The sequence below is a fragment of the Pseudoxanthomonas sp. J31 genome, assembly GCF_000510725.1.
GTDB lineage: Bacteria > Pseudomonadota > Gammaproteobacteria > Xanthomonadales > Xanthomonadaceae > Pseudoxanthomonas.
The window spans coordinates 1-21,963 of the sequence record NZ_AZNZ01000020.1 but is presented as its reverse complement, the minus strand read 5'-3'; the positions used below and the strand labels follow the sequence as shown (position 1 = coordinate 21,963).

The 21,963-nt window shown below is 70.1% G+C and carries 14 protein-coding genes and 2 pseudogenes; 11 read left to right on the top strand and 5 right to left on the bottom strand.

Annotated features, from left to right (window positions below; genetic code table 11):
• A pseudogene (locus PSEJ31_RS17285) lies at nucleotides 1-594 on the bottom strand (IS3 family transposase); the annotation flags it as partial.
• Between the two features lie 333 nt (nucleotides 595-927).
• Between PSEJ31_RS17285 and PSEJ31_RS0113790 the strand changes: the two are divergent.
• On the top strand, nucleotides 928-1,308 hold the full coding sequence (locus PSEJ31_RS0113790) for a DUF1801 domain-containing protein (RefSeq protein WP_028915796.1): 381 nt from the start codon (nucleotides 928-930) through the stop codon (nucleotides 1,306-1,308).
• 40 nt (nucleotides 1,309-1,348) lie between these two features.
• Here the strand turns inward: PSEJ31_RS0113790 and PSEJ31_RS0113785 are convergent, their stop codons facing one another.
• The 3 genes from PSEJ31_RS0113785 to PSEJ31_RS0113775 all read right to left on the bottom strand — a co-directional run bounded on the left by PSEJ31_RS0113785 (nucleotide 1,349) and on the right by PSEJ31_RS0113775 (nucleotide 6,437).
• Complete coding sequence (locus tag PSEJ31_RS0113785; RefSeq protein ID WP_028915795.1) at nucleotides 1,349-1,741, bottom strand: RidA family protein; 393 nt, start codon at nucleotides 1,739-1,741, stop codon at nucleotides 1,349-1,351.
• A 204-nt stretch (nucleotides 1,742-1,945) separates the two neighbouring features.
• On the bottom strand, nucleotides 1,946-3,499 hold the full coding sequence (locus tag PSEJ31_RS0113780; protein WP_028915794.1) for an alpha-L-arabinofuranosidase C-terminal domain-containing protein: 1,554 nt from the start codon (nucleotides 3,497-3,499) through the stop codon (nucleotides 1,946-1,948).
• Nucleotides 3,500-3,575: 76 nt separating this feature from the next.
• The gene (locus PSEJ31_RS0113775) at nucleotides 3,576-6,437 is read right to left on the bottom strand and encodes a TonB-dependent receptor (protein WP_028915793.1); all 2,862 of its coding nucleotides are present in this window, start codon (nucleotides 6,435-6,437) and stop codon (nucleotides 3,576-3,578) included.
• 544 nt (nucleotides 6,438-6,981) lie between these two features.
• Here PSEJ31_RS0113775 and PSEJ31_RS0113770 point away from each other — a divergent pair.
• Entirely contained in the window at nucleotides 6,982-8,064 is a 1,083-nt protein-coding gene (locus PSEJ31_RS0113770) for an aldose epimerase family protein (RefSeq protein WP_028915792.1), read from the top strand.
• A 52-nt stretch (nucleotides 8,065-8,116) separates the two neighbouring features.
• Nucleotides 8,117-9,040 (top strand): Gfo/Idh/MocA family oxidoreductase, encoded by a 924-nt coding sequence (locus tag PSEJ31_RS0113765; RefSeq protein ID WP_037035258.1) that lies wholly within the window; start codon nucleotides 8,117-8,119, stop codon nucleotides 9,038-9,040.
• A 320-nt stretch (nucleotides 9,041-9,360) separates the two neighbouring features.
• Here the strand turns inward: PSEJ31_RS0113765 and PSEJ31_RS16620 are convergent.
• Nucleotides 9,361-10,170 (bottom strand): annotated as a pseudogene (locus tag PSEJ31_RS16620) (LysR family transcriptional regulator); the annotation flags it as partial.
• A gap of 212 nt (nucleotides 10,171-10,382) precedes the next feature.
• Between PSEJ31_RS16620 and araD1 the strand changes: the two are divergent.
• From araD1 to PSEJ31_RS0113715, 8 genes are all read left to right on the top strand, one after another.
• Nucleotides 10,383-11,384, top strand: a complete 1,002-nt coding sequence (araD1, locus tag PSEJ31_RS0113750) for an AraD1 family protein (protein ID WP_028915790.1) — start codon at nucleotides 10,383-10,385, stop codon at nucleotides 11,382-11,384.
• 25 nt (nucleotides 11,385-11,409) lie between these two features.
• Nucleotides 11,410-12,849, top strand: coding sequence for an aldehyde dehydrogenase family protein (locus PSEJ31_RS0113745; RefSeq protein ID WP_028915789.1), 1,440 nt, complete (start codon nucleotides 11,410-11,412; stop codon nucleotides 12,847-12,849).
• A gap of 97 nt (nucleotides 12,850-12,946) precedes the next feature.
• A complete protein-coding gene (locus tag PSEJ31_RS0113740) occupies nucleotides 12,947-13,927 on the top strand; it encodes an ABC transporter substrate-binding protein (protein ID WP_019397715.1) in 981 nt (326 codons plus the stop codon).
• Nucleotides 13,927-15,480: a sugar ABC transporter ATP-binding protein gene (locus tag PSEJ31_RS0113735; RefSeq protein ID WP_051403766.1), complete on the top strand. Its 1,554-nt coding sequence runs from the start codon at nucleotides 13,927-13,929 to the stop codon at nucleotides 15,478-15,480. The genes PSEJ31_RS0113740 and PSEJ31_RS0113735 overlap by 1 nt, the downstream gene beginning before the upstream one ends.
• A complete protein-coding gene (locus tag PSEJ31_RS0113730; protein ID WP_028915787.1) occupies nucleotides 15,477-16,565 on the top strand; it encodes an ABC transporter permease in 1,089 nt (362 codons plus the stop codon). The genes PSEJ31_RS0113735 and PSEJ31_RS0113730 overlap by 4 nt, the downstream gene beginning before the upstream one ends.
• Entirely contained in the window at nucleotides 16,562-17,584 is a 1,023-nt protein-coding gene (gene yjfF / locus PSEJ31_RS0113725) for a galactofuranose ABC transporter, permease protein YjfF (RefSeq protein WP_028915786.1), read from the top strand. Before PSEJ31_RS0113730 ends, yjfF begins: the two co-directional genes overlap by 4 nt.
• Entirely contained in the window at nucleotides 17,577-19,547 is a 1,971-nt protein-coding gene (locus PSEJ31_RS0113720; protein ID WP_028915785.1) for a glycoside hydrolase family 97 protein, read from the top strand. The genes yjfF and PSEJ31_RS0113720 overlap by 8 nt, the downstream gene beginning before the upstream one ends.
• 40 nt (nucleotides 19,548-19,587) lie before the next feature.
• Nucleotides 19,588-21,702, top strand: a complete 2,115-nt coding sequence (locus PSEJ31_RS0113715; protein WP_084220881.1) for a glycoside hydrolase 43 family protein — start codon at nucleotides 19,588-19,590, stop codon at nucleotides 21,700-21,702.
• The last annotated feature ends 261 nt before the right edge of the window (nucleotides 21,703-21,963 follow it).

The following is a 21,963-nucleotide window of genomic DNA, read 5'->3' as shown; positions in this document are numbered from 1 at the left end:
CTCCGCGCATGCCGGGTCGGCGGCGATAACCAACTTGCGCCCGCAAGCCTTCGCCACGCATCAGCCGGGCCACCCGGTGCTTGCCGCAGCGCTCGCCCAGATCACGCAAGTCGCGGGCAACCTTGCGGTAGCCGTACACGCTCCCGCTCTCCAGCCAGGACTGCTTGATCAGGCCCAGTACGCGCCGATCGTCCTTGGCCCGTGCCGACAGCNGCGCCCGACGCCAGGCGTAGTAGCCGCTGGGGTGCACGCCCAACACCCGGCACATGCTGCGCACCCGGAACTCCCGTTCGTGGTCGCGCATGAAGGCGTACTTCACCCGGACTGCTTGGCAAAGTACGCCGCGGCTTTTTTTAGAATGTCGCGCTCCTCCGTGACCCGGCGAAGCTCCGACTTGAGCCGGCGCAACTCGTCCGCCTGGTCCGCCGTCGCTGCCCGCTCGGGCCCGGACCGACCGTACTGCTTCCGCCACGTGTAGAGGCTGTGGATCGACACCCCCAGCCGATCGGCCACCTCTGCCACCGAGTGGCCGCGGTCCGTCACCTGCCTGACCGCTTCAACCTTGAACTCTTCCGTGTACCGCTTGCTGCTCATGGACACTCCTGCTGCTGCCGTGGATTATGGCTGCAAGGTGTCTACGAAACACGGGGCGATTCAACTATCAGCGGTCCAACTGAGATGGATATCGAATCTACAGGCACAACCGGGGAGGCGCAGCGAGGTGGGCCGGATATGCCTGTGCTCGGAGCGACGGAGGCGCTGGTCGCCGCTGCCGAACGGGAGCTCGGCATCCGCTTTCCCGACGAACTCCGTGAGGCCTGGACGACCTGCAACTGCAACGAGGTCGGCGGCTGGCCCATCTTCCCAAGGCCGGCTGGAGCCGGCCGGTTGGAGGATTACCTGTAAGCCCGCATCCGAGGAGGCCGCATGGACAAGCCGGGGAAGCCGACTACCGTCGACGGTTATATCGCCGCCGCATCCACGGAGGCGCAGGCGCAGGCGCGGTTGCGCGAGATGCGCCAGTGCCTGCGCGAAGCAGCGCCGGGTGCGGAGGAGGGACTGAAGTGGGGCAAGCCCGCGTTCACCCTCGGCACCGTGCTGTTCGTCCACTCGGCCCACAGGCAGGACATCAGCCTGCATCCGGCGCCGGAGGCGGTTGAGTATTTCGCCGCCGAGCTGGAGGGCTACCAGACGTCCGGCAACACCATCCAGTTCCCGCTCGACCAGCCGTTGCCGCTAGCCTTGATCCACCGTATCGCGGACTTCCGCGTGCGCGCCGTGGTGGAGGATGGCGCCGGCTGGAAGTGACCGGCGCGGGCGGCAGATGCGAGGCGGTGTGCGTGGTGCGTCAGCCGGGAATGCGCGCGACGACCTTGATCTCGAAGTCGAAGCCCGCCAGCCAGTTAACGCCGATCGCTGTCCAGCTGGGGTAGGGCGGCTGGGGGAACATTTCGTTCTTCACCTTGAGCACGGTCTCGAACTGCTGTTCGGGATCGGTGTGGAAGCTGGTGACGTCGATGATGTCGTCGAGGGTGCAGCCGGCCGCGCGCAGGGTTGCCTGGAGGTTGTCGAAGGCCAGGCGCACCTGCGCTTCGAAGTCGGGTTTGGGCGAACCGTCATCGCGGCTGCCGACCTGCCCGGAGACGAACAGCAAGTCACCGCTGCGCACGGCGGGGGAATAGCGGTGGAGCTCGTACAGGGCGCGCCGGCCCTCGGGGAAAACCACGTCGCGGACACTCATGCAGGACTCCTGGGGGAGGAAGTTGCGAGTGGCCATTCTAGGCGCGGGTGGATGCGCGCATTGGCGCCGGTGCCGGACCACTGTGTGTGGAATCGGCGGTGCCTGGGCGCATCGATCCAGCAGAATCACGCCGCCACGTGATGTGGCCGTAACAGCGAAGGGGCGCCGAAGCGCCCCGTCGCCGTCCCTTGATGGCTGCGCGCCTCACTCCAGTCGCAGCACCACCAGTGACTTCGCCGGCAGCTCCACCTGCAGCGTGCCACCGGAGACCGTGGCGCCATAGAAGGTCGCCGGCTTCACCAGCTCCGGCTGCTCGAAGGTGTTGTGCGCGGTGATCGCGCCGGCGGTCAGCACGCGGCCGGACACGCGGGTGGCCTGCACGCCGCTGAGCCGGGTCGACACGGTCGTCGTGCGGTTCGGGTCGAAGTTGCTCAGCGCCACGTAGACGTGGCCGTCCTTCGCCCGCACCGCCGAGCCATGCACGCCCGGGATGCTGGTGTCGCCGTGGCGGTACTGCGGCGCCTTCAGCTCGAGCGGCAGGTAGGTCGCGTCCTGCCACGGCTTGTACATCTCGAAGGCGTGGTAGGTGGGCGTGAGCACCATCTTCGCGTCCTCGGTGAGGATCATGGCCTGCAGCACGTTCACCATCTGCGCGATGTTGGCCATCTTCACCCTGTGGGCATAGCGGCTCATCACGTCGAAATGGATCGAGGCGACCAGCGCGTCGCGCAGCGTGTTCTGCTGCTGCAGGAAGCCGGGGTTGGTGCCGGGGTAGGCGGCGTACCAGGTGCCCCACTCGTCCAGGTACAGGGCGACCTTGTTCTCCGGGTCGTACCGGTCCATCACCTCGATGTGCCGGCGCAGCAGCTCGTCGACCTTCAGTGCGCTTTCCAGGGTCTGGATCCAGCCCGCCTCGTCGAACTCGAAGCTGGAGGCGCGCGGCGGCCAGCCGCCGGGCACGGTGTAGTAATGCACCGACAAGGCATCCATGTGCTTGCCGGCGATCTTCATCATCACGTCGGTCCAGTTGTAGTCGTCGCTGTTGGCGCCGGCGGCGACCTTGGTGACCTGCTGCCCGGCCGGGACCTTGACGAAGGTCTGGTACTGGCGGTGCAGGTTGGCGGCGTGCTCCGGGGTCATGTTGCCGCCGCAGCCCCACAGCTCGTTGCCGATGCCGAAGAAGGGCACCTTCCACGGTTTGTCGCGGCCGTTGGCGCGGCGCTCCTCGGCCAGCGACGAGCCCTTCTCGTAGGTCATGTACTCGACCCATTCGGCCATCTCGCGCGGCGAGCCGCTGCCGGTGTTGCCGGAGACGTAGGCGTCGGTGCCCAGCAGCTCGGCGAAGTCCATGAACTCGTGGGTGCCGAAGCTGTTGGGTTCCTCGACCCCGCCCCAGTGGGTGTTGATCTTGACCCGGCGCTTCTCGCGCGGGCCGATGCCGTCGCGCCAGTAGTACTCGTCGGCGAAGCAGCCGCCGGGCCAGCGCACCACCGGCACCTGCAGCTGCTTCAGCGCGGCCAGCACGTCGTTGCGGTAGCCGCGGGTATTGGGGATCTTCGAGTCTTCGCCCACCCAGATGCCGCCGTAGATGCCGTAGCCCAGGTGCTCGGCGAACTGGCCGAACAGGTAGCGGCTGACGGTGTCGCCGGGCTGGTCGGCATGCAGGGTCGCGCTGGCCTGGACCTTGTCCTGGGCGCTGGCGCCGGCGGCTGGGAGTGCGATGGCCAGGGTCAGCGTGATCAGGGTCTTCTTCAGCATCGTGTCGCCTCGGTATCAGCGGAGCGGGGTAGGAGGGCAGCGAAGGCCCGGGCCCGGAGCGGGCCCGGTGCCCCGGTCAGAAACGGTAGCGGAATCCCAGTGCGAAGGTGCGGCTGTACAGGGCGCTGCCGAAGTTGTGGGTCGAAGGGTACTGGTAGTAGCTCTGGTACAGCTCGTTGGTGAGGTTGGTCGCGTCGAACGTCACCGTCCACGAGTCGCTGGCATCGTAGCTGAGCTGGAAGTCCAGGCTGCTCTCGCCATTGAAGTACACGCCCAGCGGGTTGGCGAACAGGGCGGCCTCGTAGTGGTGCAGGAAATCGTCCCGCCACACATATGAAGCACGGGCCGAGAAGCGGTTGCGCTCGTAGGCCAGGACCACGCTGTAGGAGGTGTCGGAGATGCCGAACATCGGCGTCTCCTGGCTGCCGACCACCTCGCCGGCGCTGTCGGTCATCGGGATGACCTGGCTCGAATCCAGCCAGGTGAAGCTGGCCTGCAGGCCGAAGCCGTCCAGCAGGCCGGGCAGGTTGTCCGGGAAGTACACCAGGCCCAGCTCCACGCCCTCGAGCTTGCCGTCGGAAGCGTTGTCCGGCTGGGTCAGGATGTAGTCGTAGTCGTCGAAGGTCACGCGGCGGCGGAAGTCGCTGACCATGCCCTCAATGTCGCGGCGGAACACCGTGCCGTAGACCGCGCTGCCCGGGGCGAAATACCACTCCAGGGACAGGTCGTAGTTCTTCGATTCGGTCGGGCGCAGGTTCGGGTTGCCGCCGGTGGCGGTGCCGTAGCCGATGTTGGTGACGTCCTCGACGTAGGTGATGTTCGGGTTGAGCTGGGCGAAGCCGGGCCGGCGCAGGGTCTGGCCGTAGGCCAGGCGCATCAGCAGCTCGTCGGTGAAGTGGTAGCGCAGCATCAGGCTGGGCAGCAGCTTGGAGGCGCTGGCCGAGGCCCGGCCCGGGCCGAACACCATGTCGGTCTCGACGTTGACGTAGCGCATGCCGAACTGGCCGTCGAAGGTGCGCCCGCCCAGCTCGGTGGCGAAATCCGCCTGCAGGTAGGCCGCGGTGGTCTTCTCCTGCACGTTGAAGTTCTCCACCAGCTGCAGCTGGTCGCTGGTCTCCAGGCCGTACAGCTGGCGGAAGGCGTCGGCGTTGGCGCGGATGTAGTGGCCGTTGGGGACGATCCAGGCATCCGGCACGTCGGCGCGGCCGTCGAAGAAGCCGCTGTTGGTCCAGGCCAGGCCCGGATTGCCCGGGAACGAGCAGGCCGGCAGCGCGCGGTCGCAGCCGTCGGCGTCGGCGGTGCGCTGGCCTTCGCTGGCGCTGCGGTCGTCGTAGCGCACGCCGAAGGACAGCCTGTCGATGAAGCCCCAGCCGGCCTGGTAGTCGCCATCGAAGGTGAAGGTCGTGGCGTCGCCCTTGGCGTAGTTGGCGTTGTCGTAGAGCTGGGCGATGAACCACTGGTTCGGGTCGGCGGAGTTGCTCTCGTCGATGTCCGGGGTGGCCGGGTCGTCATTGAAGCCGAACGCCGGTACGCCGCCGCCACGGTTGAAGTCCACCCAGACCTCGCGGGTGACGCGGTCGGCGCGCATGGCGAAGAAGTCGGTCTTGTACTCGCTGTCCTGGTAGGTGATCTCGGACTTCAGCTTGAGCCGGTCGCCCACCTCCCAGCTGCCACCGAGGGCGTAGAGGTAGCTGTCGGTCTTGCCGGTGGCCAGGTCGCCGCTGGTGAAGTTGTACGGGAAGCCGATCACCCGCGACTTCATGATGTTGGTGCCGGGGATCATCTCGATCGTCTGCGCCGGGTTGTCCCCCAGCGCGCCCCACCAGTCGACGAAGGAGAACAGCAGCGAGTTGAACGACTCGTTGCGGTAGCCGTTGTAGAACGCTTCGAAGATGTACTCGGAGCGGTCGTCCGGCGCCCACTGCAGGGAGATGTTGGCGGCCGGGCGCTCGCGCTTGCCGGTCAGGTCGCTGGCGAAGATCGCGTCGCGCGACAGCAGGTATTCGTACTGCTGGCCGCCGACGGTGACGGTGGAGCCGGGCGCGAACGGCAGGCCGGCCACCAGGCCCGGCTGCCAGACCTCGGCGCCGCCGATCGTGGTCGGGATGCGCTCGTAGGGGACGAATCCCGGCGGCGCCTGGTCGGCGAAGAACGGCACCATCGCGCCGGCGGTGACGCTCTGGTCGCGGTAGTTGGTCTCGGCGTAGGAAATGTTGGCCAGCGCACCGAAGCGGCCGTTGCCGGTGTCCCAGGTGTTGGAGAACAGCGCGCTGAGGTTCGGGTCGACCTTGCCGGCCTGTTCCTGGTAGATGGTGCGCGCGGCCAGCACCACGCGGCTGCCATCGAAGTCGAAGGGCCGGTGGGTGTGGATGTCGATCACGCCGGCGATGCCGGTCTCGATCAGGTTGGCCGAGCGGGTCTTGTAGATCTCGGTGCTGGCCAGCAGGCTGGCCGGGATGTCGGCCAGCGCCACCGAGCGGCCGGAGGCGGTGAAGATGTTGCGGCCGTTGACCGTGGTGGTGACGTCGTTGAGGCCGCGGATGGAGACGGTGGATACCTCGCCGCCGCCGCGGTCGGTGGTCTGCACGCCGCTGACGCGCTGCAGCGCCTCGACCAGGTTGTTGTCCGGGAACTTGCCGATGTCCTCGGCGACGATGGCGTCGACGATCTGCATCGAGCCCTGCTTGCGGTCCAGCGCGCCGAGCATCGAGGCGCGCAGGCCACGCACTTCCACGCGGTCCAGCTCGGTGGCGTCGGTGCCGCCGCCGGACGCACCGTCGGCCGGCGCGGGCGCCGGACATGGCGCATTGGGGTCGTCGGCGGTGGGGCAGGGGCGGGCGGTGTCCTGCGCGGCGGCGGACAGCGCAACCAGCAGTGCTGCCGGCAGCAACGCGAGGCGGCTGCGGCGGACTTGCATCCAGCGGTTCGAACGCTTCATTGCACGGGCTCCCAAGGCATGTTCAATGCGGATGCGGCAGCAGGTGCGCAGGCCGGCGCCCGCGCGGCGCGGCCGGTCAGAGGTGTATCGGGTCGTGGCCGGAAAGTGTTCCGTACCCGGCGTGCGGCGGATCGATGCGTCTGGCGGGTAGCTGGCGGAGCATCGACGCGGGCAACAGTCCGGCGCCGCGGCATGCAGGCATGCCGTCGAACATGAGCGTCGTCATTTCAACCCTCCCAGGCCTACGTCTGACGCGTACGGTCGTGTTGTGCGGCGCACTGCTCCTGCGCCGATGCTGTCCTTCCCGATGCGACAGCGCGCATGGCAGGAAGCAGGTCGAGCATAGTGACGCGTTCCATAACCTGCCAATGAATTTACCGAGGCCAGCGATACCGGAATACGTATCGTTGCGAGCTTGTCGCGGGGACAGGCGAGCCATTCCATTCCGGACATCGCCCATGCCCGAGGCGGCATTGGTCGCCGCGGCGGGGCGTGGCTATCCTGCTTCGCGGCCGGATCGCGGCCATGCCCGGAACGGAACTGCATGACCCGGACGAGGAGCTTCGGCCAGCTGGAAGACGGCACTGTGGTGCAGGCATTGCGGCTGGGAGAAGGCGATGGCCTCTCGGCGGAGATCCTCGACCTCGGCGGCATCCTCGCGCGGCTGGAGTTCGATGGGGCGCAGGGGCGTACCGGCGTGGTGCTGGGCCTGGACGACGCGCAGGCCTACTTCGACGATCCCGCCTACCTGGGGATACTGGTCGGCCGCTTCGGCAACCGCATCAGCGGCGCGGCGTTCGAACTGGACGGGCAGCGCCACGAGGTGACCGCCAACGAAGGCCGGCATCACCTGCATGGCGGCGCCCTCGGCTTCGGCCGGCGGATGTGGACGGTGGAGGAACACGCGGCCGACCGGCTGGTGCTGCGCTACCGCTCGCCGGACGGTGAGGAAGGCTATCCGGGCAATCTCGAGGTGCGCGCCACCTACCGGCTGCGCGGTGCGCGGCTGCGGCTGGATTTCGAGGCCATCTGCGATGCGCCCACGCTGTTCAACCCGACTCACCACCCGTACTTCAACCTCGCCGGCGATTGTTCCGTGCCGGCCGCGGCGCAGTGGCTGCAGGTGCCGGCTTCGCGCTACCTGCCGGTGGACGGGCGGTTGATCCCGTTCGGCACGCTGGCCGACGTTGCCGGAACTCCGTTCGATTTCCGCGAGGCGCGCACGCTGGACGTGGCTGCCGATCCCAGCGACCCGCAGCTGCGCATGGCCGGCGGCTACGACCACTGCCTGGTGCTGGATGGCGGTGCGGGTCCGGTGGCGCGCCTGTATTCGCCGCACAGCGGCATCGCGCTGCGCATCGACAGCGACGCGCCGGCGCTGCAGCTGTACGGCGGCCATGCGCTCGACCACCAGCACCCGGGGCTGGGGCGTGGCATCTGCCTGGAGCCGCAGGGCTTCCCGGATGCGCCGAACAAGCCGGCGTTCCCGGATGCGATCCTGCGTCCGGGCACGGTGTTCCGGCGACGCATCGAGTACGGATTCGCCACGCCGGGGCCGCGGCGCAAGTGGGAAGAGGTCGCGGCAGCCCTGGATGCCTGCGGCCCCGATCCTTCCATCTTCGACTGAACGAACCGAACGCGCGGACCGCGTGTCCGTGCCGCCACTGGAGACCGTACCCGTGCCCATCAACCTCGCCATCGTCGGTGTCGGCAAGATCGTGCGCGACCAGCACCTGCCCGCGGTCGCGGCCAACGCCGACTACCGCCTGGTCGCGGCGGCCAGCCGCCACGGTCGCGTGGAGGGCATCGACAACTTCGGCACGATCGAGGAGATGCTGGCGGCGGTGCCGTCGATCGAGGCGGTGTCGCTGTGCATGCCGCCGCAGTACCGCTACGTCGCAGCGACGAAGGCGCTGGCCGCAGGCAAGCACGTGTTCCTGGAGAAGCCGCCGGGGGCGACGCTGTCGGAAGTGGAGGACCTGGCGGCGCAGGCCGCGTCGGCCGGGGTGACGCTGTTCGCCAGCTGGCACTCGCGCTACGCGCCGGCGGTGGAAGCGGCGCGGGAGTTTCTCGCCGGGACCAGGATCCGCTCGATGCGGGTGTACTGGAAGGAAGACGTGCGCCACTGGCATCCGAACCAGGCGTGGATCTGGCAGGCCGGTGGGCTGGGCGTGTTCGACCCGGGCATCAATGCGCTGTCGATCGTTACCCGGATCCTGCCGCGGCCGGTGTTCGCTACTGCGGCGATGCTCGAATTTCCGGAGAACCACGAGGCGCCGATCGCGGCGTCGATCCGCTTCACCGATGCGGAAGGGCTGGACCTGGAAGCGGAGTTCGACTGGCGCCAGACCGGGCCGCAGAGCTGGGACATCGTGGCGCAGACCGATGCGGGCGAGATGCGCTTGTCGGAGGGTGGGGCAAAGCTCGCCGTGGATGGCCAGCTGCTGCACGCCGAGCCGGAGCAGGAATATCCGCAGCTGTACCGCCGGTTCGGCGAGCTGGTGCGCAGCGGCCAGTCGGACGTGGACCTGGCGCCGCTGCGGCATGTGGCGGATGCCTTCATGCTGGGGCGGCGGAAGGTGGTCGAAGCCTTCCACGATTGAGTGGCGGCGATCGCTCTTGCCTTTGGCTCCCGTCGCTTCGCCGGGCGTGGGAGTCGGGCGGGCCCGCTTCGCCGGGCGTAGGAGTCGGGCGAGCCCGACTCTACAAGGGCAGCGTTGCAAGACCGGGCGGCGCCCCCTGTAGAGTGGGGCTTGCCCCACTGCTCTTGCTTTTGCCTCTCGTCGCTTCGCCGGGCGTGGGAGTCGGGCGGGCCCGACTCTACGAGGCGTCNGNCGGCGGGNGGGGTGCCGTAGACCNCCGTGGCGGCCTCCTGCAGCGCCTGCAGCACCACGCGGGCGCCGGGCGAGAGCAGCCAGTCGGTGCGGGTGATGAGGCCGAAGGAATCCATCCTGCAGGACAGCTCGACCGGCACGATGCGGACCATGTCGTGCCTGGCGTAGTGGCGGGCCACGTCGACCGGGACCACGGCCATGTAGTCGCTCTCCTGCAGCATCTTGGAGATGAACACCAGCGAGGTGGTCGACAGCACCTGCTTCGGCGGCTGCAGGCCGGCGCCGCGGAACATCAGCTCGAAACGGTGGCGCAGCACGCTGCCTTCCGGCGGCACGATCCAGCTGCCGCGGGCCAGTTCGGCCAGGTCGATGGATTCCAGGGCGAGGATCGGGTGGCCGGGGCGGGCGATCGCGCAGATCTCCTCTTCGGCCAGCGCCTGGTAGTGCAGGTGGCGCTTGTCGTGGCCCTCGAACATGCGGCCGACCAGGAAGTCGATGCGGTTCTGTTCCAGCCGTTCCAGCAGTACGTCGCTGCTCTCCACCAGCAGCGACACGCGCAGGTCGGGGTGCTCTTTCGCCACCCGCGCCAGGGCGGTGGGCAGCAGGCTCATCGCCGGCCCGGCGATGGCGCCGATGGAGACGCTGCCGGCGTAGCCGCCCTTGAGCGCCTCGATCTCCGCGCCGGCCTCGCCGAGGCTGGCCAGGGCGATGCGGGCGTGGCGGATCATGGTCTCGCCGTACCAGGTCGGGCTCATGCCCCGCGGCAGCCGCTCGAACAGCGGCACGCCGATCATTTCCTCGAGGTCCTTGAGCAGCTTGGACGCGGCCGGCTGCGACATCGCCAGCGATTCGGCGGCGCGGTGGATGTTGCCTTCCTCGTCGATCGCGATCAGCAGCATCAGCTGCCGGGTCTTGAGGCGGGCGCGGACGAACCACGGCACGTTCTGCGGCACGTATGACACTCCAGTCGATACGAATGTTTATATATGTTATGCACGAATTTGCATTGGATGCATATTCGTCCAGCCGGCAGAATCGGCCGAGGCATGCGCGGTGGCTTCCGTCTCTCCCGGAAGCGGCATGCCTTCCCATCCCATGACGAGGGCGGCCGATGCGACTGATCCAGCTGCGGGACGATGGCGGTGACATCCGCGTCGGCGTGATCGAGGGCGAGGTGGTGCGCCTGCTGGACGGCGTCGACTCGATCTGGGCGCTGGCCAATGCCGCCATCGCCGCCGGCCGCAGCCTGGACGACGAGGCCGCCACCCGCGCCGGGGCCACCACGCTCGCCTACGCGCCGCTGCTGCGCGAGGGGCGGGTGCTGGGCCCGCTGCACCATCCCGATCCGGCGCATTGCCTGGTCACCGGCACCGGTCTGACCCACCTGGGCAGCGCCGCCGCGCGCGACGCCATGCACCAGAAGCTGCAGCAGCAGGCCGAGGAAGGCACGCTGACCGACTCCATGCGCATGTTCCAGTGGGGCGTGGAGGGTGGCATGCCGGCCCCGGGCACGGCGGGCGCGCAGCCGGAGTGGTTCTACAAGGGCGACGGCCAGATCGTGGTGCCGCCGGGCGCGCCGCTGCGCTCGCCGGACTTCGCCCTGGACGGTGGCGAGGAGCCGGAGCTGGTGGGGCTGTACGTGATCGGCCCGGATGGCACCCCGCACCGGCTGGGCTATGCCCTGGGCAACGAGTTCTCCGACCACGTCACCGAACGCCAGAACTACCTGTACCTGGCCCATTCCAAGCTGCGCACCTGCGCGGTGGGCCCGGAACTGCGCACCGGCCCGCTGCCGGCGGACCTGCGCGGCACCAGCCGCCTGCGCCGCGACGGCGCGGTGGTGTGGGAGAAGCCCTTCCTCACCGGCGAGGCCAACATGTGCCACTCGCTGGAGAACCTGGAGTACCACCACTTCAAGTACGCCGCGCACCGGCGCCCGGGCGACGTGCACCTGCACTTCTTCGGCACCGCCACCCTGAGCTTCGCCGACGGCGTGCGCGCGCAGCCGGGCGACGTGTTCGAGATCGAGATCGCCGAACTGGGCGCGCCGCTGGCCAACCCGCTGCAGGTGGTGCCGGCCGGCTTCGCCCCCGGCGGCGTGCGCGCGCTGTGAGCGCGGCCGGCAACAGGAGCAGTACGTGAACGAACCGCGTTATTCCAGCTACATCGCCGGCCAGTGGGTGGAAGGCGGGGGCAGCCACGTCGACGAGAACCCGGCCAACCTCGACGCCCCGGTCGGCCACTACGGCGTGCTCGATGCCGCCGCGGTCGGCCAGGCGGTGGACGCGGCGGCCGCGGCGCTGCCGGCCTGGTCGCTGGCCGCCCCGCAGCTGCGCGCCGAGGTGCTGGACTTCGTCGGCAGCGAGATCCTCGCCCGCAAGGAGGAACTGGGCCGGCTGCTGGCGCGCGAGGAAGGCAAGACCCTGGCCGAGAGCATCGGCGAGGCCGCGCGCGCCGGGCAGATTTTCAAGTTCTTCGCCGGCGAGGCGCTGCGCATCCCCGGCGAGAAGCTGGCCTCCACCCGCCCGGGCGTGGACGTGGAGGTCACCCGCGAGCCGGTGGGCGTGGTCGGCATCATCGCGCCGTGGAACTTCCCGCTGGCGATCCCGGCCTGGAAGATCGCCCCGGCGCTGGCGTTCGGCAACACCGTGGTGTTCAAGCCGGCCGAGATCGTGCCCGGCTGCGCCTGGGCCCTGGCGGAGATCCTGTCGCGTGCCGGCCTGCCGGAGGGCGTGTTCAACATGGTCCTGGGCAGCGGCCGCACCGTGGGCCAGGCCCTGGTCGCGCACCCGAAGCTGGACGCGCTGACCTTCACCGGCTCGGTGCCCACCGGCCGCGCCCTGCTGGAGCAGGCGGCCGGGCGGGCACTGAAGGTGCAGATGGAGATGGGCGGCAAGAACCCGCTGGTGGTGCTGGCCGACGCCGACCTGGACCAGGCGGTGGAATGCGCGGTCAACGGCGCGTTCTTCTCCACCGGGCAGCGCTGCACCGCCTCCAGCCGGCTGATCGTCGAGGCGGCGGTGTACGACCGGTTCGTGGTGAAGATGCAGGCGCGCATGGCCCAGCTGCGGGTCGGCGATCCGCTGGACCCGCAGGTGCACATCGGCCCGGTCGCCAGCCAGGCGCAGCTGGACACCGACCTGGGCTACATCCGCGCCGGGCACGAGGACGGGGCCGAGCTGCTGGCCGGCGGTGGTCGGGTGGATTGTCCCACTCGCGGCCACTTCCTGGCGCCGACCCTGTTCGCCGCGCGCGCCAGCGACCGCATCTCGCGCGAGGAGATCTTCGGCCCGGTGGCCGCGCTGCTGCGCGCGGCCGACTACGAGCACGCCCTGGCCCTGGCCAACGACACCGAGTTCGGACTGTGCGCGGGCATCTGCACCACCTCGCTCCGGCACGCCACCCATTTCAAGCGGCACGCCCAGGCGGGCATGGTGATGGTCAACCTCCCTACCGCCGGGGTCGATCCGCACGTACCCTTCGGGGGACGGAAGGCTTCCAGTTACGGACCGCGCGAGCAGGGGCGCTACGCGGTGGAGTTCTACACCACGGTCAAGACCGCCTATACATCGGCCTGAGGGTCAACCGCGGCCGCGCGCGCTGGAGGGCGCGCACGGCCAGCCGCGGCGAGGGTCGCGGCACGCGGCACAACAACGAATCGATCGGGAGGGAGCGATGAGGAAGTTCGTGTTCGGGATGCTGGCGCTGGGCGCCATGGCGCTGGCCGGCTGTTCCGGCGGCGGCGAGGGCAGCGGCGGCGAAGGCGGCGAGGGCAAGCCGATCACCGTCGGCTTCAGCCAGGTCGGCGCCGAGAGCGAGTGGCGCACCGCCAACACCCGCTCGGTGAAGGAGGCGCTGGCCGCGCCCGAGTTCCGCCTGCGCTTCTCCGACGCCCAGCAGAAGCAGGAAAACCAGATCAAGGCGATCCGCTCGTTCATCGCCCAGCGCGTGGACGTGATCGCGTTCTCGCCGGTGGTCGAGTCCGGCTGGGAGACGGTGCTGCGCGAGGCCAAGGCCGCCGGCATCCCGGTGGTGCTGACCGACCGCGCGGTGGACGTGTCCGACGACTCGCTGTACGTGACCCTGATCGGCTCGGACTTCGTCGAGGAAGGCCGCCGGGCCGCGCGCTGGCTGATCGAGGACAGCAAGGACAAGGAAGGGCCGATCCGCGTGGTCGAGCTGCAGGGCACCGTGGGTTCGGCCCCGGCCAACGACCGCATGCGCGGCTTCAAGGAAGTGATCGCCACCGATCCGCGCTTCCAGATCGTGCGCTCGCAGAGCGGCGACTTCACCCGCGCCAAGGGCAAGGAAGTGATGGAGGCCTTCCTCAAGGCCGAGGGTGGCCGCATCGACGTGCTGTTCGCGCACAACGACGACATGGCCATCGGCGCGATCCAGGCGATCGAGGAGGCCGGGCTGAAGCCGGGCCAGGACATCCGCATCGTCTCCATCGACGGCGTGCGCGGCGCGTTCGAGGCGATGAAGGCCGGCAAGCTCAACGCCACCGTGGAGTGCAACCCGCTGCTGGGCCCGCAGCTGGCGCAGCTGATCCGCGACGTGCACGCCGGGCGGCAGGTGCCCAAGCGCGTGGTGGTGGAGGAGGGCGTGTACACCATGGACCAGGCCGCCGCCGAACTGCCCAACCGGAAGTACTGATGGCGCCGGCGCAAGGGCACGCGCAGGGCGATGGCGGCCGCGGCGGGAGCGCGGCCGCGCCGGTCGTGCTGCAGGCCTCGGGCCTGCGCAAGCGCTTCGGCGCCACCCTGGCGCTGGACGGCGCCGGGCTGGTGCTGCGTGCCGGCGAGATCCACGCGCTGATGGGCCAGAACGGCGCCGGCAAGTCCACCCTGATCAAGCTGGTCACCGGGGTCGAGCGTCCCGACGCCGGCCGCATCGAGCTGGACGGCCGCGAGGTCGCCCCGGGCACGCCGCTGGAAGCGCAGTCGCTGGGCATCAGCACGGTCTACCAGGAAGTGAACCTGTGCCCGAACCTGTCGGTGGCCGAGAACCTGTTCGCCGGGCGCTACCCGAAGCGGCGCTGGAGCGGCCTGATCGACTGGCCGAAGGTGCGCGCCGGCGCGCGCGAACTGCTGGCGCACCTGGGCCTGGACATCGACGTGGACCGCAGCCTGGGCAGCTACCCGGTGGCGGTGCAGCAGATGGTGGCCATCGCCCGCGCGCTGGGCGTGCAGGCGAAGGTGCTGGTGCTGGACGAGCCCACCTCCAGCCTGGACGAGGACGAGGTGCAGGCGCTGTTCGCGGTGATGCGCCGGCTGCGCGACCGCGGCATGGCGATCCTGTTCGTCACCCATTTCCTGGACCAGGTGTATGCGGTCTCCGACCGCATCACCGTGCTGCGCAACGGCACCCTGGTGGGCGAATACGCCGCATCGGAGCTGCCGCAGGGCGCGCTGGTGGCGGCCATGGTCGGGCGCGAGGTGGCGCTGGCCGGGGGGCGCGAGCCGGGGGAAAGCGTTGCGGCGGGCGAGGTGGTGGCCGAGGCGCGCGGCCTGGCCCGGCGCGGCGCGCTGCATCCGGTGGACCTGCAGCTGCGCGCCGGCGAGGTGCTGGGCCTGGGCGGGCTGCTGGGTTCCGGCCGCACCGAACTGGCGCGGCTGCTGTTCGGCCTCGATCGCGCCGACGCGGGCGAATTGCGCATCGGCGGCCAGGCGGTGCAGCTGCGGCATCCGGCCGAGGCGGTGGCGCGCGGGCTGGCGCTGTGCCCGGAGGAACGCAAGACCGAAGGCATCGTCGCCGGGCTGTCGGTGCGCGAGAACATCGTGCTGGCGCTGCAGGCGCGGCGCGGCTGGTGGCGCGCGCTGCCGCAGGCCAGGCAGGAGGAGATGGCGCGCGAATTCGTGCGCCTGCTCGGGATCAAGACCGCCGACATCGAGACGCCGGTGGGCGCGCTGTCCGGCGGCAACCAGCAGAAGGTGGTGCTGGCGCGCTGGCTGGCCACGCAGCCCTCGCTGCTGATCCTTGACGAACCGACCCGCGGCATCGACATCGCCGCCAAGCAGGAGATCATGGCCGAGGTGGTGAAACTGGCGCGGCAGGGCATGGCGGTGCTGTTCATTTCCGCCGAGATCGAGGAGCTGACCCGGCTCAGCGACCGCATCGCGGTGCTGCGCGAGCGGCGCAAGGCCGGCGAGCTGGACGGCGGCAGCGATGGCAGCCGGGTCCTGGACCTGATCGCGGGGCACGCATGAGCGAGGAACAGGCTCCCCTGGTGCAACCGGCACAGCCGCGGCCGCAGTCCACGCGGCCGGGCCTGCGCGAGCGCCTGATGGCGCATCCGCTGCTGTGGCCGGCGCTGGCGCTGGTCCTGCTGCTGCTGGGCAACGCGCTGTTCAACCCCGGTTTCCTGGCGCTGCAGTGGCGTGACGGGCACCTGTACGGAAACCTCGTCGACATCGCCAACCGGGCGGCTCCACTTGCGCTGGTTTCGCTGGGCATGACCCTGGTGATCGCGGTGCGTGGCCTGGACATCTCGGTGGGCGCGGTGCTGGCGATCAGCGCCACGGTCGCGGCCTGGACCATCGCCCGCATGCAGGCCGGCGGCAGCGGGGGCCTGGCACCGCTGTTCGGCGCGATCGCCGCGGCGCTGGCGGTGGCCGCGCTGTGCGGGCTGTGGAATGGCGTGCTGGTGGTCAGGGTCGGGATGCAGCCGATCATCGCCACCCTGATCCTGATGGTGGCCGGGCGCGGGGTGGCCCAGCTGATCGGCGATGGGCAGATCCTCACCATCTACTACGCGCCCTACGCCTTCCTCGGCAACGGCTTCCTGTTCGGCCTGCCGTTCTCGCTGTTCGTGCTGGCGGCGGTGTTCGTGGGCCTGAAGCTGCTGCTGGACCGCACCGCGCTGGGGCTGTTCGTGCGCGCCATCGGCCACAACCCGGCCGCGGCCCACGTGGCCGGCATCCGCGCCCGCGCCATCGCCCTGTCGCTGTACGTGTTCTGCAGCTTCAGCGCCGGCCTGGCCGGGCTGCTGGTCAGCTCCAACGTGGCCAGCGCCGATGCCAACAACGCCGGCCAGCTGCTGGAGCTGGACGCGATCCTGGCCGTGGCCCTGGGCGGCAGCGCCCTGTCCGGTGGCCGCTTCAGCCTGGGCGGCAGCCTGCTGGGCGCGCTGATCATCCAGACCCTGACCTCTACCATCTACGCCATCGGCGTGCCGCCGCAGGTCAACCTGGTGGTCAAGGCGCTGCTGGTGACCGCGGTGCTGCTGCTGCAGTCGCCGCAGTTCCGGGCCAAGGCCAGGACGCTGTTCAGCCGCAGGGAGGCACGCGCATGAGCATCGCGATGCGCGCCCCGGGGGCCGGCAACCTGCTGCGCCGGCTGCGCGAGCCCGGCCTGCTGTCGCTGGCGGTGACCCTGGCCCTGTTCGTGGCCATGTCCGCCGCCGGCGGCATCCTCTATGAAGGCTTCCTGTCGCCGCAGGTGTTCCTGAACCTGCTGATCGACAACGCCTTCCTGCTGATCGTCGCGGTCGGCATGACCTTCGTGATCCTCACCGGCGGCATCGACCTGTCGGTGGGCGCGGTGGTGGCCTTCACCACGGTGTTGCTGGCCAGCCTGATGGAGAAACACGGCTGGCATCCGCTGGCGGCAATCCCGCTGGTGCTGCTGATCGGCACCGGCTTTGGCGCGCTGATGGGCGTGCTGATCGAACGCTACCGGCTGCAGCCGTTCGTGGTGACCCTGGCCGGCATGTTCCTGGCGCGCGGCGCGGCGACCCTGGTCAGCGTGGATTCGATTGGCATCAACCATGCCTTCCACGTGGCCGTGGCCAGCACCCGGGTGCCGCTGGGCGGCGGTGCCTCGCTCTCGGTGGCGGCGCTGGTGGCGCTGGCGGTGGTGGCGGCCGGTGTGGTGCTGGCCGGTTCCACCCGCTTCGGGCGCACGGTGTACGCCATTGGCGGCAGCGCGCAGTCGGCGGAGCTGATGGGCCTGCCGGTGGACGCGACCCTGATCAAGGTCTACGCCCTCAGCGGCTTCTGCTCGGCGCTGGCCGGCGTGGTCTACACGTTCTACATGCTCAGCGGCTACAGCCTGCACGGCATGGGCCTGGAGCTGGATGCGATCGCCGCGGTGGTGATCGGCGGCACCCTGCTCGCGGGCGGTAGCGGCTACGTGCTGGGTTCGCTGTTCGGGGTGCTGGTGCTGGGCCTGATCCAGACCCTGATCGTGTTCGACGGCACCCTCAGCTCGTGGTGGACGCGCATTGCCATCGGCGTGCTGCTGCTGGCGTTCTGCCTGTTGCAGCGCCTGCTGGCGCGGGGCGGTCAAGCGAGTGGAGGCGGTCATGGCTGACAAGTGGCTCCGTGCGCGCGCCGCGCGCGTGCTGGCGGCACTGGCATTGGCGGGCGCCTGGCTGCCGCTGCAGGCGGCCACGCCGGCGCTGGGCGAGGTCGCAAGTCCGGACGGCAGGCTGCGCGTGGAGATGGCGCTGGACGAGGCCGGCCGCCCCACCTGGCGGCTGCTGCGCGAAGGCCGCGAGGTGATCGCGCCGTCGCCGCTGGGCATGGTGGGCGAGGGCGTGGACCTGTCGCGCGGGCTGGCCTTCGCCGGTGCCGATCCGGTGCAGGCGGTGGCCGACGACTACGAGCTGCTGTCCGGCAAGCGCCGCCACAACCATTACCGCGCCAACCGCCGCGTGTTCCGCTGGGAGGATGGGCGGGGCCACGAGCTGGCCGTGGCCTGGCAGCTGTCCAACGATGGCGCCGCGTTCCGCTACGAGCTGCAGCGCCCGGTACCGGGGCTGGATACCTGGAAGCGCGATGCGGCCACGTTCCGCCTGCCGGCCGATGCCCATGCCTGGCTGCAGCCGCTGGCCGAGCCCAAGACCGGCTTCGGCCGCACCAATCCCTCCTACGAGGAGTACTACCTGCAGGACGTTGCGGTGGGCACGCCTTCGCCGCTGGGGCATGGCTGGGTGTTCCCGGCGCTGTTCCGCAGCGGGCAGGACTGGATCCTGCTCAGCGAGGGCAGCCTGCGCCGCGGCGATGCCGGCAGCCGCCTGCTCGATGGCGCGGTTCCGGGCGAGTACCTGCTCGGCTTCCCCGACGCACGCGAAGCCCTGCCGGGCGGGGCGGCGTTGCCGTGGATCGAGGCGTTCCCGTGGCGTTCGCCGTGGCGCATCGTCGCGGTGGGCGACCTGGCCACCGTGGCCGATTCCACCCTCGGCACCGACCTGGCCGACCCGCCGGCGGTGGCCGCGCCCTCGGTGCCGGGCAAGGCCTCGTGGAGCTGGCCGCTGCTGGGCGACGACCACACCGTGTTCGAGGTGCAGAAGCAGTTCGTCGACTACGCCGCGCGCATGGGCTGGCGCTACACCCTTGTGGACGCGCTGTGGGACGTGCAGATCGGCGAGGCGAAGATGCGCGAGCTGGTGGACTACGCGCGCGGCAAGGGCGTGTCGGTGCTGGTCTGGTACAACTCGGCCGGCGACTGGAACGAGGCGCCGCAGACCCCGCGCAGCCGCCTGCTGGACCATGCCAGCCGGGTGCGCGAGTTCGACAAGCTCAAGGCCATGGGCGTGGCCGGGCTGAAGGTGGATTTCTTCGGCGGCGACGGCTCGTCGATGATCGCCTACTACCTGGACCTGCTGGCCGACTCGGCTCCGTACGGCTTCCAGATGAACTTCCACGGCTCGACCCTGCCGCGCGGCTGGCAGCGCACCTGGCCGCACCTGCAGACCATGGAAGCGGTGCGCGGGCTGGAGTTCGCCACCTTCGAGCAGGCCAATGCCGACCGCGTGCCGGTGCACGCGGCGACCCTGCCGTTCACCCGCAATGTGTTCGACCCGATGGACTTCACCCCGCTGGCCATGGTCAAGCTCAACGACCGCGTCCAGCGCCGCACCAGCGCGGCGTTCGAGCTGGCGCAGTCGGTGCTGTTCGTCTCCGGCATCCAGCACTACGCCGAGACCGCCGAGGGCATGGCGCAGGTGCCGGAGTACGTGCGCCACTTCCTTGCCGGCCTGCCGGAGGCATGGGACGACAGCCGCTTCATCGATGGCTACCCGGGCCGGTACGCGGTGTTCGTGCGCGAAGGCGGCGGGCGCCGCTACGTGGCCGGGATCAATGCCGGGCCGGGACCGCGCAGGATCGTGTTGGACGCCGGCAAGCTGGGCGGTGGCGTGCTGCGCGGCCAGCTGCTCACCGATGGCGGCGACGCGCCGGGCTTCGCGGAACGGCAGGTGGAGCTGGCGCCCGGCCGGCCGCTGGAACTGGAGCTGCCGGCCGCCGGCGGCTTCGTGCTGCAGCTGGATTGATGCGACGGCGCCCAGGGCGCGCCGCGCGGGGAGGTAAGTGATGGTGTTCGCGCGACCATTCGGGCTGGCGTGCCTGCTGATGTTGCTGCTGGCGGGCGGCGTGTCCGCGGTCGCTGCGCCAGCCAGCTGGACCGCCGACAACGGCAACGGCACCTACACCAACCCGATCTTCTACGACGAGTTCTCCGACCCGGACCTGGTCCGGGTGGACGACTGGTTCTACATGACCGGCACCACCATGCACGCGGTGCCTGGCCTGCCGCTGCTGCGCTCGCGCGACCTGGTGAACTGGGAATTCGTCTCGTACGCGCTCACGGAGTTCCCGCCCGGACCCGAGTACCGGCTGGAGGACGGCAAGGACCTGTACGGCCAGGGCATCTGGGCGCCGGTGCTGCGTTACCACGATGGCCGCTTCCATGTCTTCGCCAACATCAACGAGCGCGGCCTGCACGTGTTCACCGCCAGCGACCCGGCGGGGCCGTGGGACCACACGGTGATCGACCGCAACCTGCATGACCTGTCGGTGCTGTTCGACGACGACGGCCGGGTGTGGGCGGTGTTCAACTACAACGAGGTGCGGCTGGTGGAGCTCAAGCCGGACCTGTCCGGCGTGGTCGAGGGCAGCGAGCGGGTCATCATCCCGGCCGGCAATGGCATGGGCGAGGGCCACCACTTCTACAAGATCGACGGGCGCTACTACATCATCAGCGCCAACTACGCCCCGGTCGGGCGCATGCAGGCCGCGCGCGCCGACCGCCTCGACGGTCCATGGGAGACGGTGGCGATCAGCGCCAGCGAGAGCATGGGCTTCCAGCGCGGCTGGTGGGAGGACAGCGTGGGCCAGCGCTCGCCGGTTCCGGCCGACGGCGCGTCGTTCTCTTCGCACAAGCCCGCGGACAACGCGCTGGGCGCCGTGCCGCTGCACCAGGGCGGCATCGTGCAGGCGCCGGACGGTAGCTGGTGGGGCTTCTCGATGATGGACCTCAAGTCCGTCGGCCGCACCACCTTCCTGTCGCCGGTCACCTGGCACGATGGCTGGCCGTACTTCGGCCTGCCGGGCAACCTGGGGCGCACGCCGCGTACCTGGACCAAGCCGGTGGTGGACCCACGCATCCGGCCGCATGCGCCGTACGTGCGCAGCGACGCCTTCTCCGCGCCGCGGCTGCAGCCGGTGTGGCAGTGGAACCACCAGCCGCTGGACGGCAAGTGGTCGCTGCGCGAGCGCCCGGGCCACCTGCGCCTGCACGCGCTGCCGGCCGAAGGCTTCCTGCATGCGCGCAACAGCCTGACCCAGCGCGTGGTGGGCCCGGAGGCCACGGCCACCGTGGTGCTGGATGCATCCGGGTTGCAGCCGGGCGACGTGGCCGGGCTGGGCCTGCTGAACATGCCGGCGGCGTGGCTGGCGGTGGTGCAGGAGGACGGACGCCGCGTGCTGCGTTGGTATTCGCAGGCGCAGGACCGCCGGGTCGAGGTGCCACTGCCCCGGGCCCGCGTGCACCTGCGCGTGCGCGGCGACCACGACGAGGACCTGGCCTGGTTCTCCTGGAGTGCGGACGGGCGCCGCTTCCACGACATCGGCGAGCCGGTGCGGCTGCCGTACCAGCTCAAGACCTTCCAGGGCTCGCGCTACGCGCTGTTCGCGTACAACAGCGCCGGGCGCGAAGGCGGATATGCGGACTTCGACCGTTTCGACCTGCACGAGCCGCTGGCCGACCGCTCGCGCAACATCCCGCTGGGCAAGGTGGTGAGGCTGGAGAACCTGGGCGATGGCAGCGTGGCCGCAGTCCATCCGCTGGGCGTGGTGCAACCGGTGGCGGCCGACGACGGGAAGGCGCGGTCGCCGTCTGCCCGTTTCCGCGTGCATGACCGCGGCAATGGCCAGGTGGCGCTGGAAGCGATGGATGGCAGCGGCTTCCTGACCGTGGTCGGCATCGGCCTGTCCGCCGACGTGCGCCTGTTGCCCGAGCATCCGGTGGACAGCCGCTTCATGTGGCAGGACCTGCTGCGCGGCCAGTTCATGCTGCTGTCGATGAAGACCCACCGCTACCTGGGCATCCTGCCCGGCAGCGGCGAGCCCTATGCCGCCGACCGCCCCGGCACGCGACCCGACCGTCGCGACGGCACGGTGCTGGCGTGGAAGCTGGCGGAGGACTAGCCAAGGCAGCGGCCCTGGCCCTGCCCGCGCCACGTTCCGCGAACTCCGAATCCCGGATCCCGGATCCCGAGCCCTTCAGACCTCCAGCGAAGCCGCGCCCCTGCGCCGTTGAAATGCGACGACGTCGGGGCCGTCGCCACGGCCCAGCAGTCTGGATGTGCGAGGCTTTAGACCTCTAACGAGGCCGCGCCCCTGCGCCGTTGAAGTGCGACGACGTCTGGGCCGTCGCCACGGCCCAGCAGTCTGGACGTGCGAGGCTTT

Excerpts from the sequence above, each read along its gene's own strand:
- PSEJ31_RS0113790 (WP_028915796.1), top strand. The coding sequence starts at position 928 with ATGGACAAGCCGGGGAAGCCGACTACCGTCGACGGTTATATCGCCGCC.
- PSEJ31_RS0113785 (WP_028915795.1), bottom strand. The coding sequence starts at position 1,741 with ATGAGTGTCCGCGACGTGGTTTTCCCCGAGGGCCGGCGCGCCCTGTAC.
- PSEJ31_RS0113780 (WP_028915794.1), bottom strand. The coding sequence starts at position 3,499 with ATGCTGAAGAAGACCCTGATCACGCTGACCCTGGCCATCGCACTCCCA.
- PSEJ31_RS0113775 (WP_028915793.1), bottom strand. The coding sequence starts at position 6,437 with ATGAAGCGTTCGAACCGCTGGATGCAAGTCCGCCGCAGCCGCCTCGCG.
- PSEJ31_RS0113770 (WP_028915792.1), top strand. The coding sequence starts at position 6,982 with ATGACCCGGACGAGGAGCTTCGGCCAGCTGGAAGACGGCACTGTGGTG.
- araD1 (WP_028915790.1), top strand. The coding sequence starts at position 10,383 with ATGCGACTGATCCAGCTGCGGGACGATGGCGGTGACATCCGCGTCGGC.
- PSEJ31_RS0113740 (WP_019397715.1), top strand. The coding sequence starts at position 12,947 with ATGAGGAAGTTCGTGTTCGGGATGCTGGCGCTGGGCGCCATGGCGCTG.
- PSEJ31_RS0113735 (WP_051403766.1), top strand. The coding sequence starts at position 13,927 with ATGGCGCCGGCGCAAGGGCACGCGCAGGGCGATGGCGGCCGCGGCGGG.
- PSEJ31_RS0113730 (WP_028915787.1), top strand. The coding sequence starts at position 15,477 with ATGAGCGAGGAACAGGCTCCCCTGGTGCAACCGGCACAGCCGCGGCCG.
- yjfF (WP_028915786.1), top strand. The coding sequence starts at position 16,562 with ATGAGCATCGCGATGCGCGCCCCGGGGGCCGGCAACCTGCTGCGCCGG.
- PSEJ31_RS0113720 (WP_028915785.1), top strand. The coding sequence starts at position 17,577 with ATGGCTGACAAGTGGCTCCGTGCGCGCGCCGCGCGCGTGCTGGCGGCA.
- PSEJ31_RS0113715 (WP_084220881.1), top strand. The coding sequence starts at position 19,588 with ATGGTGTTCGCGCGACCATTCGGGCTGGCGTGCCTGCTGATGTTGCTG.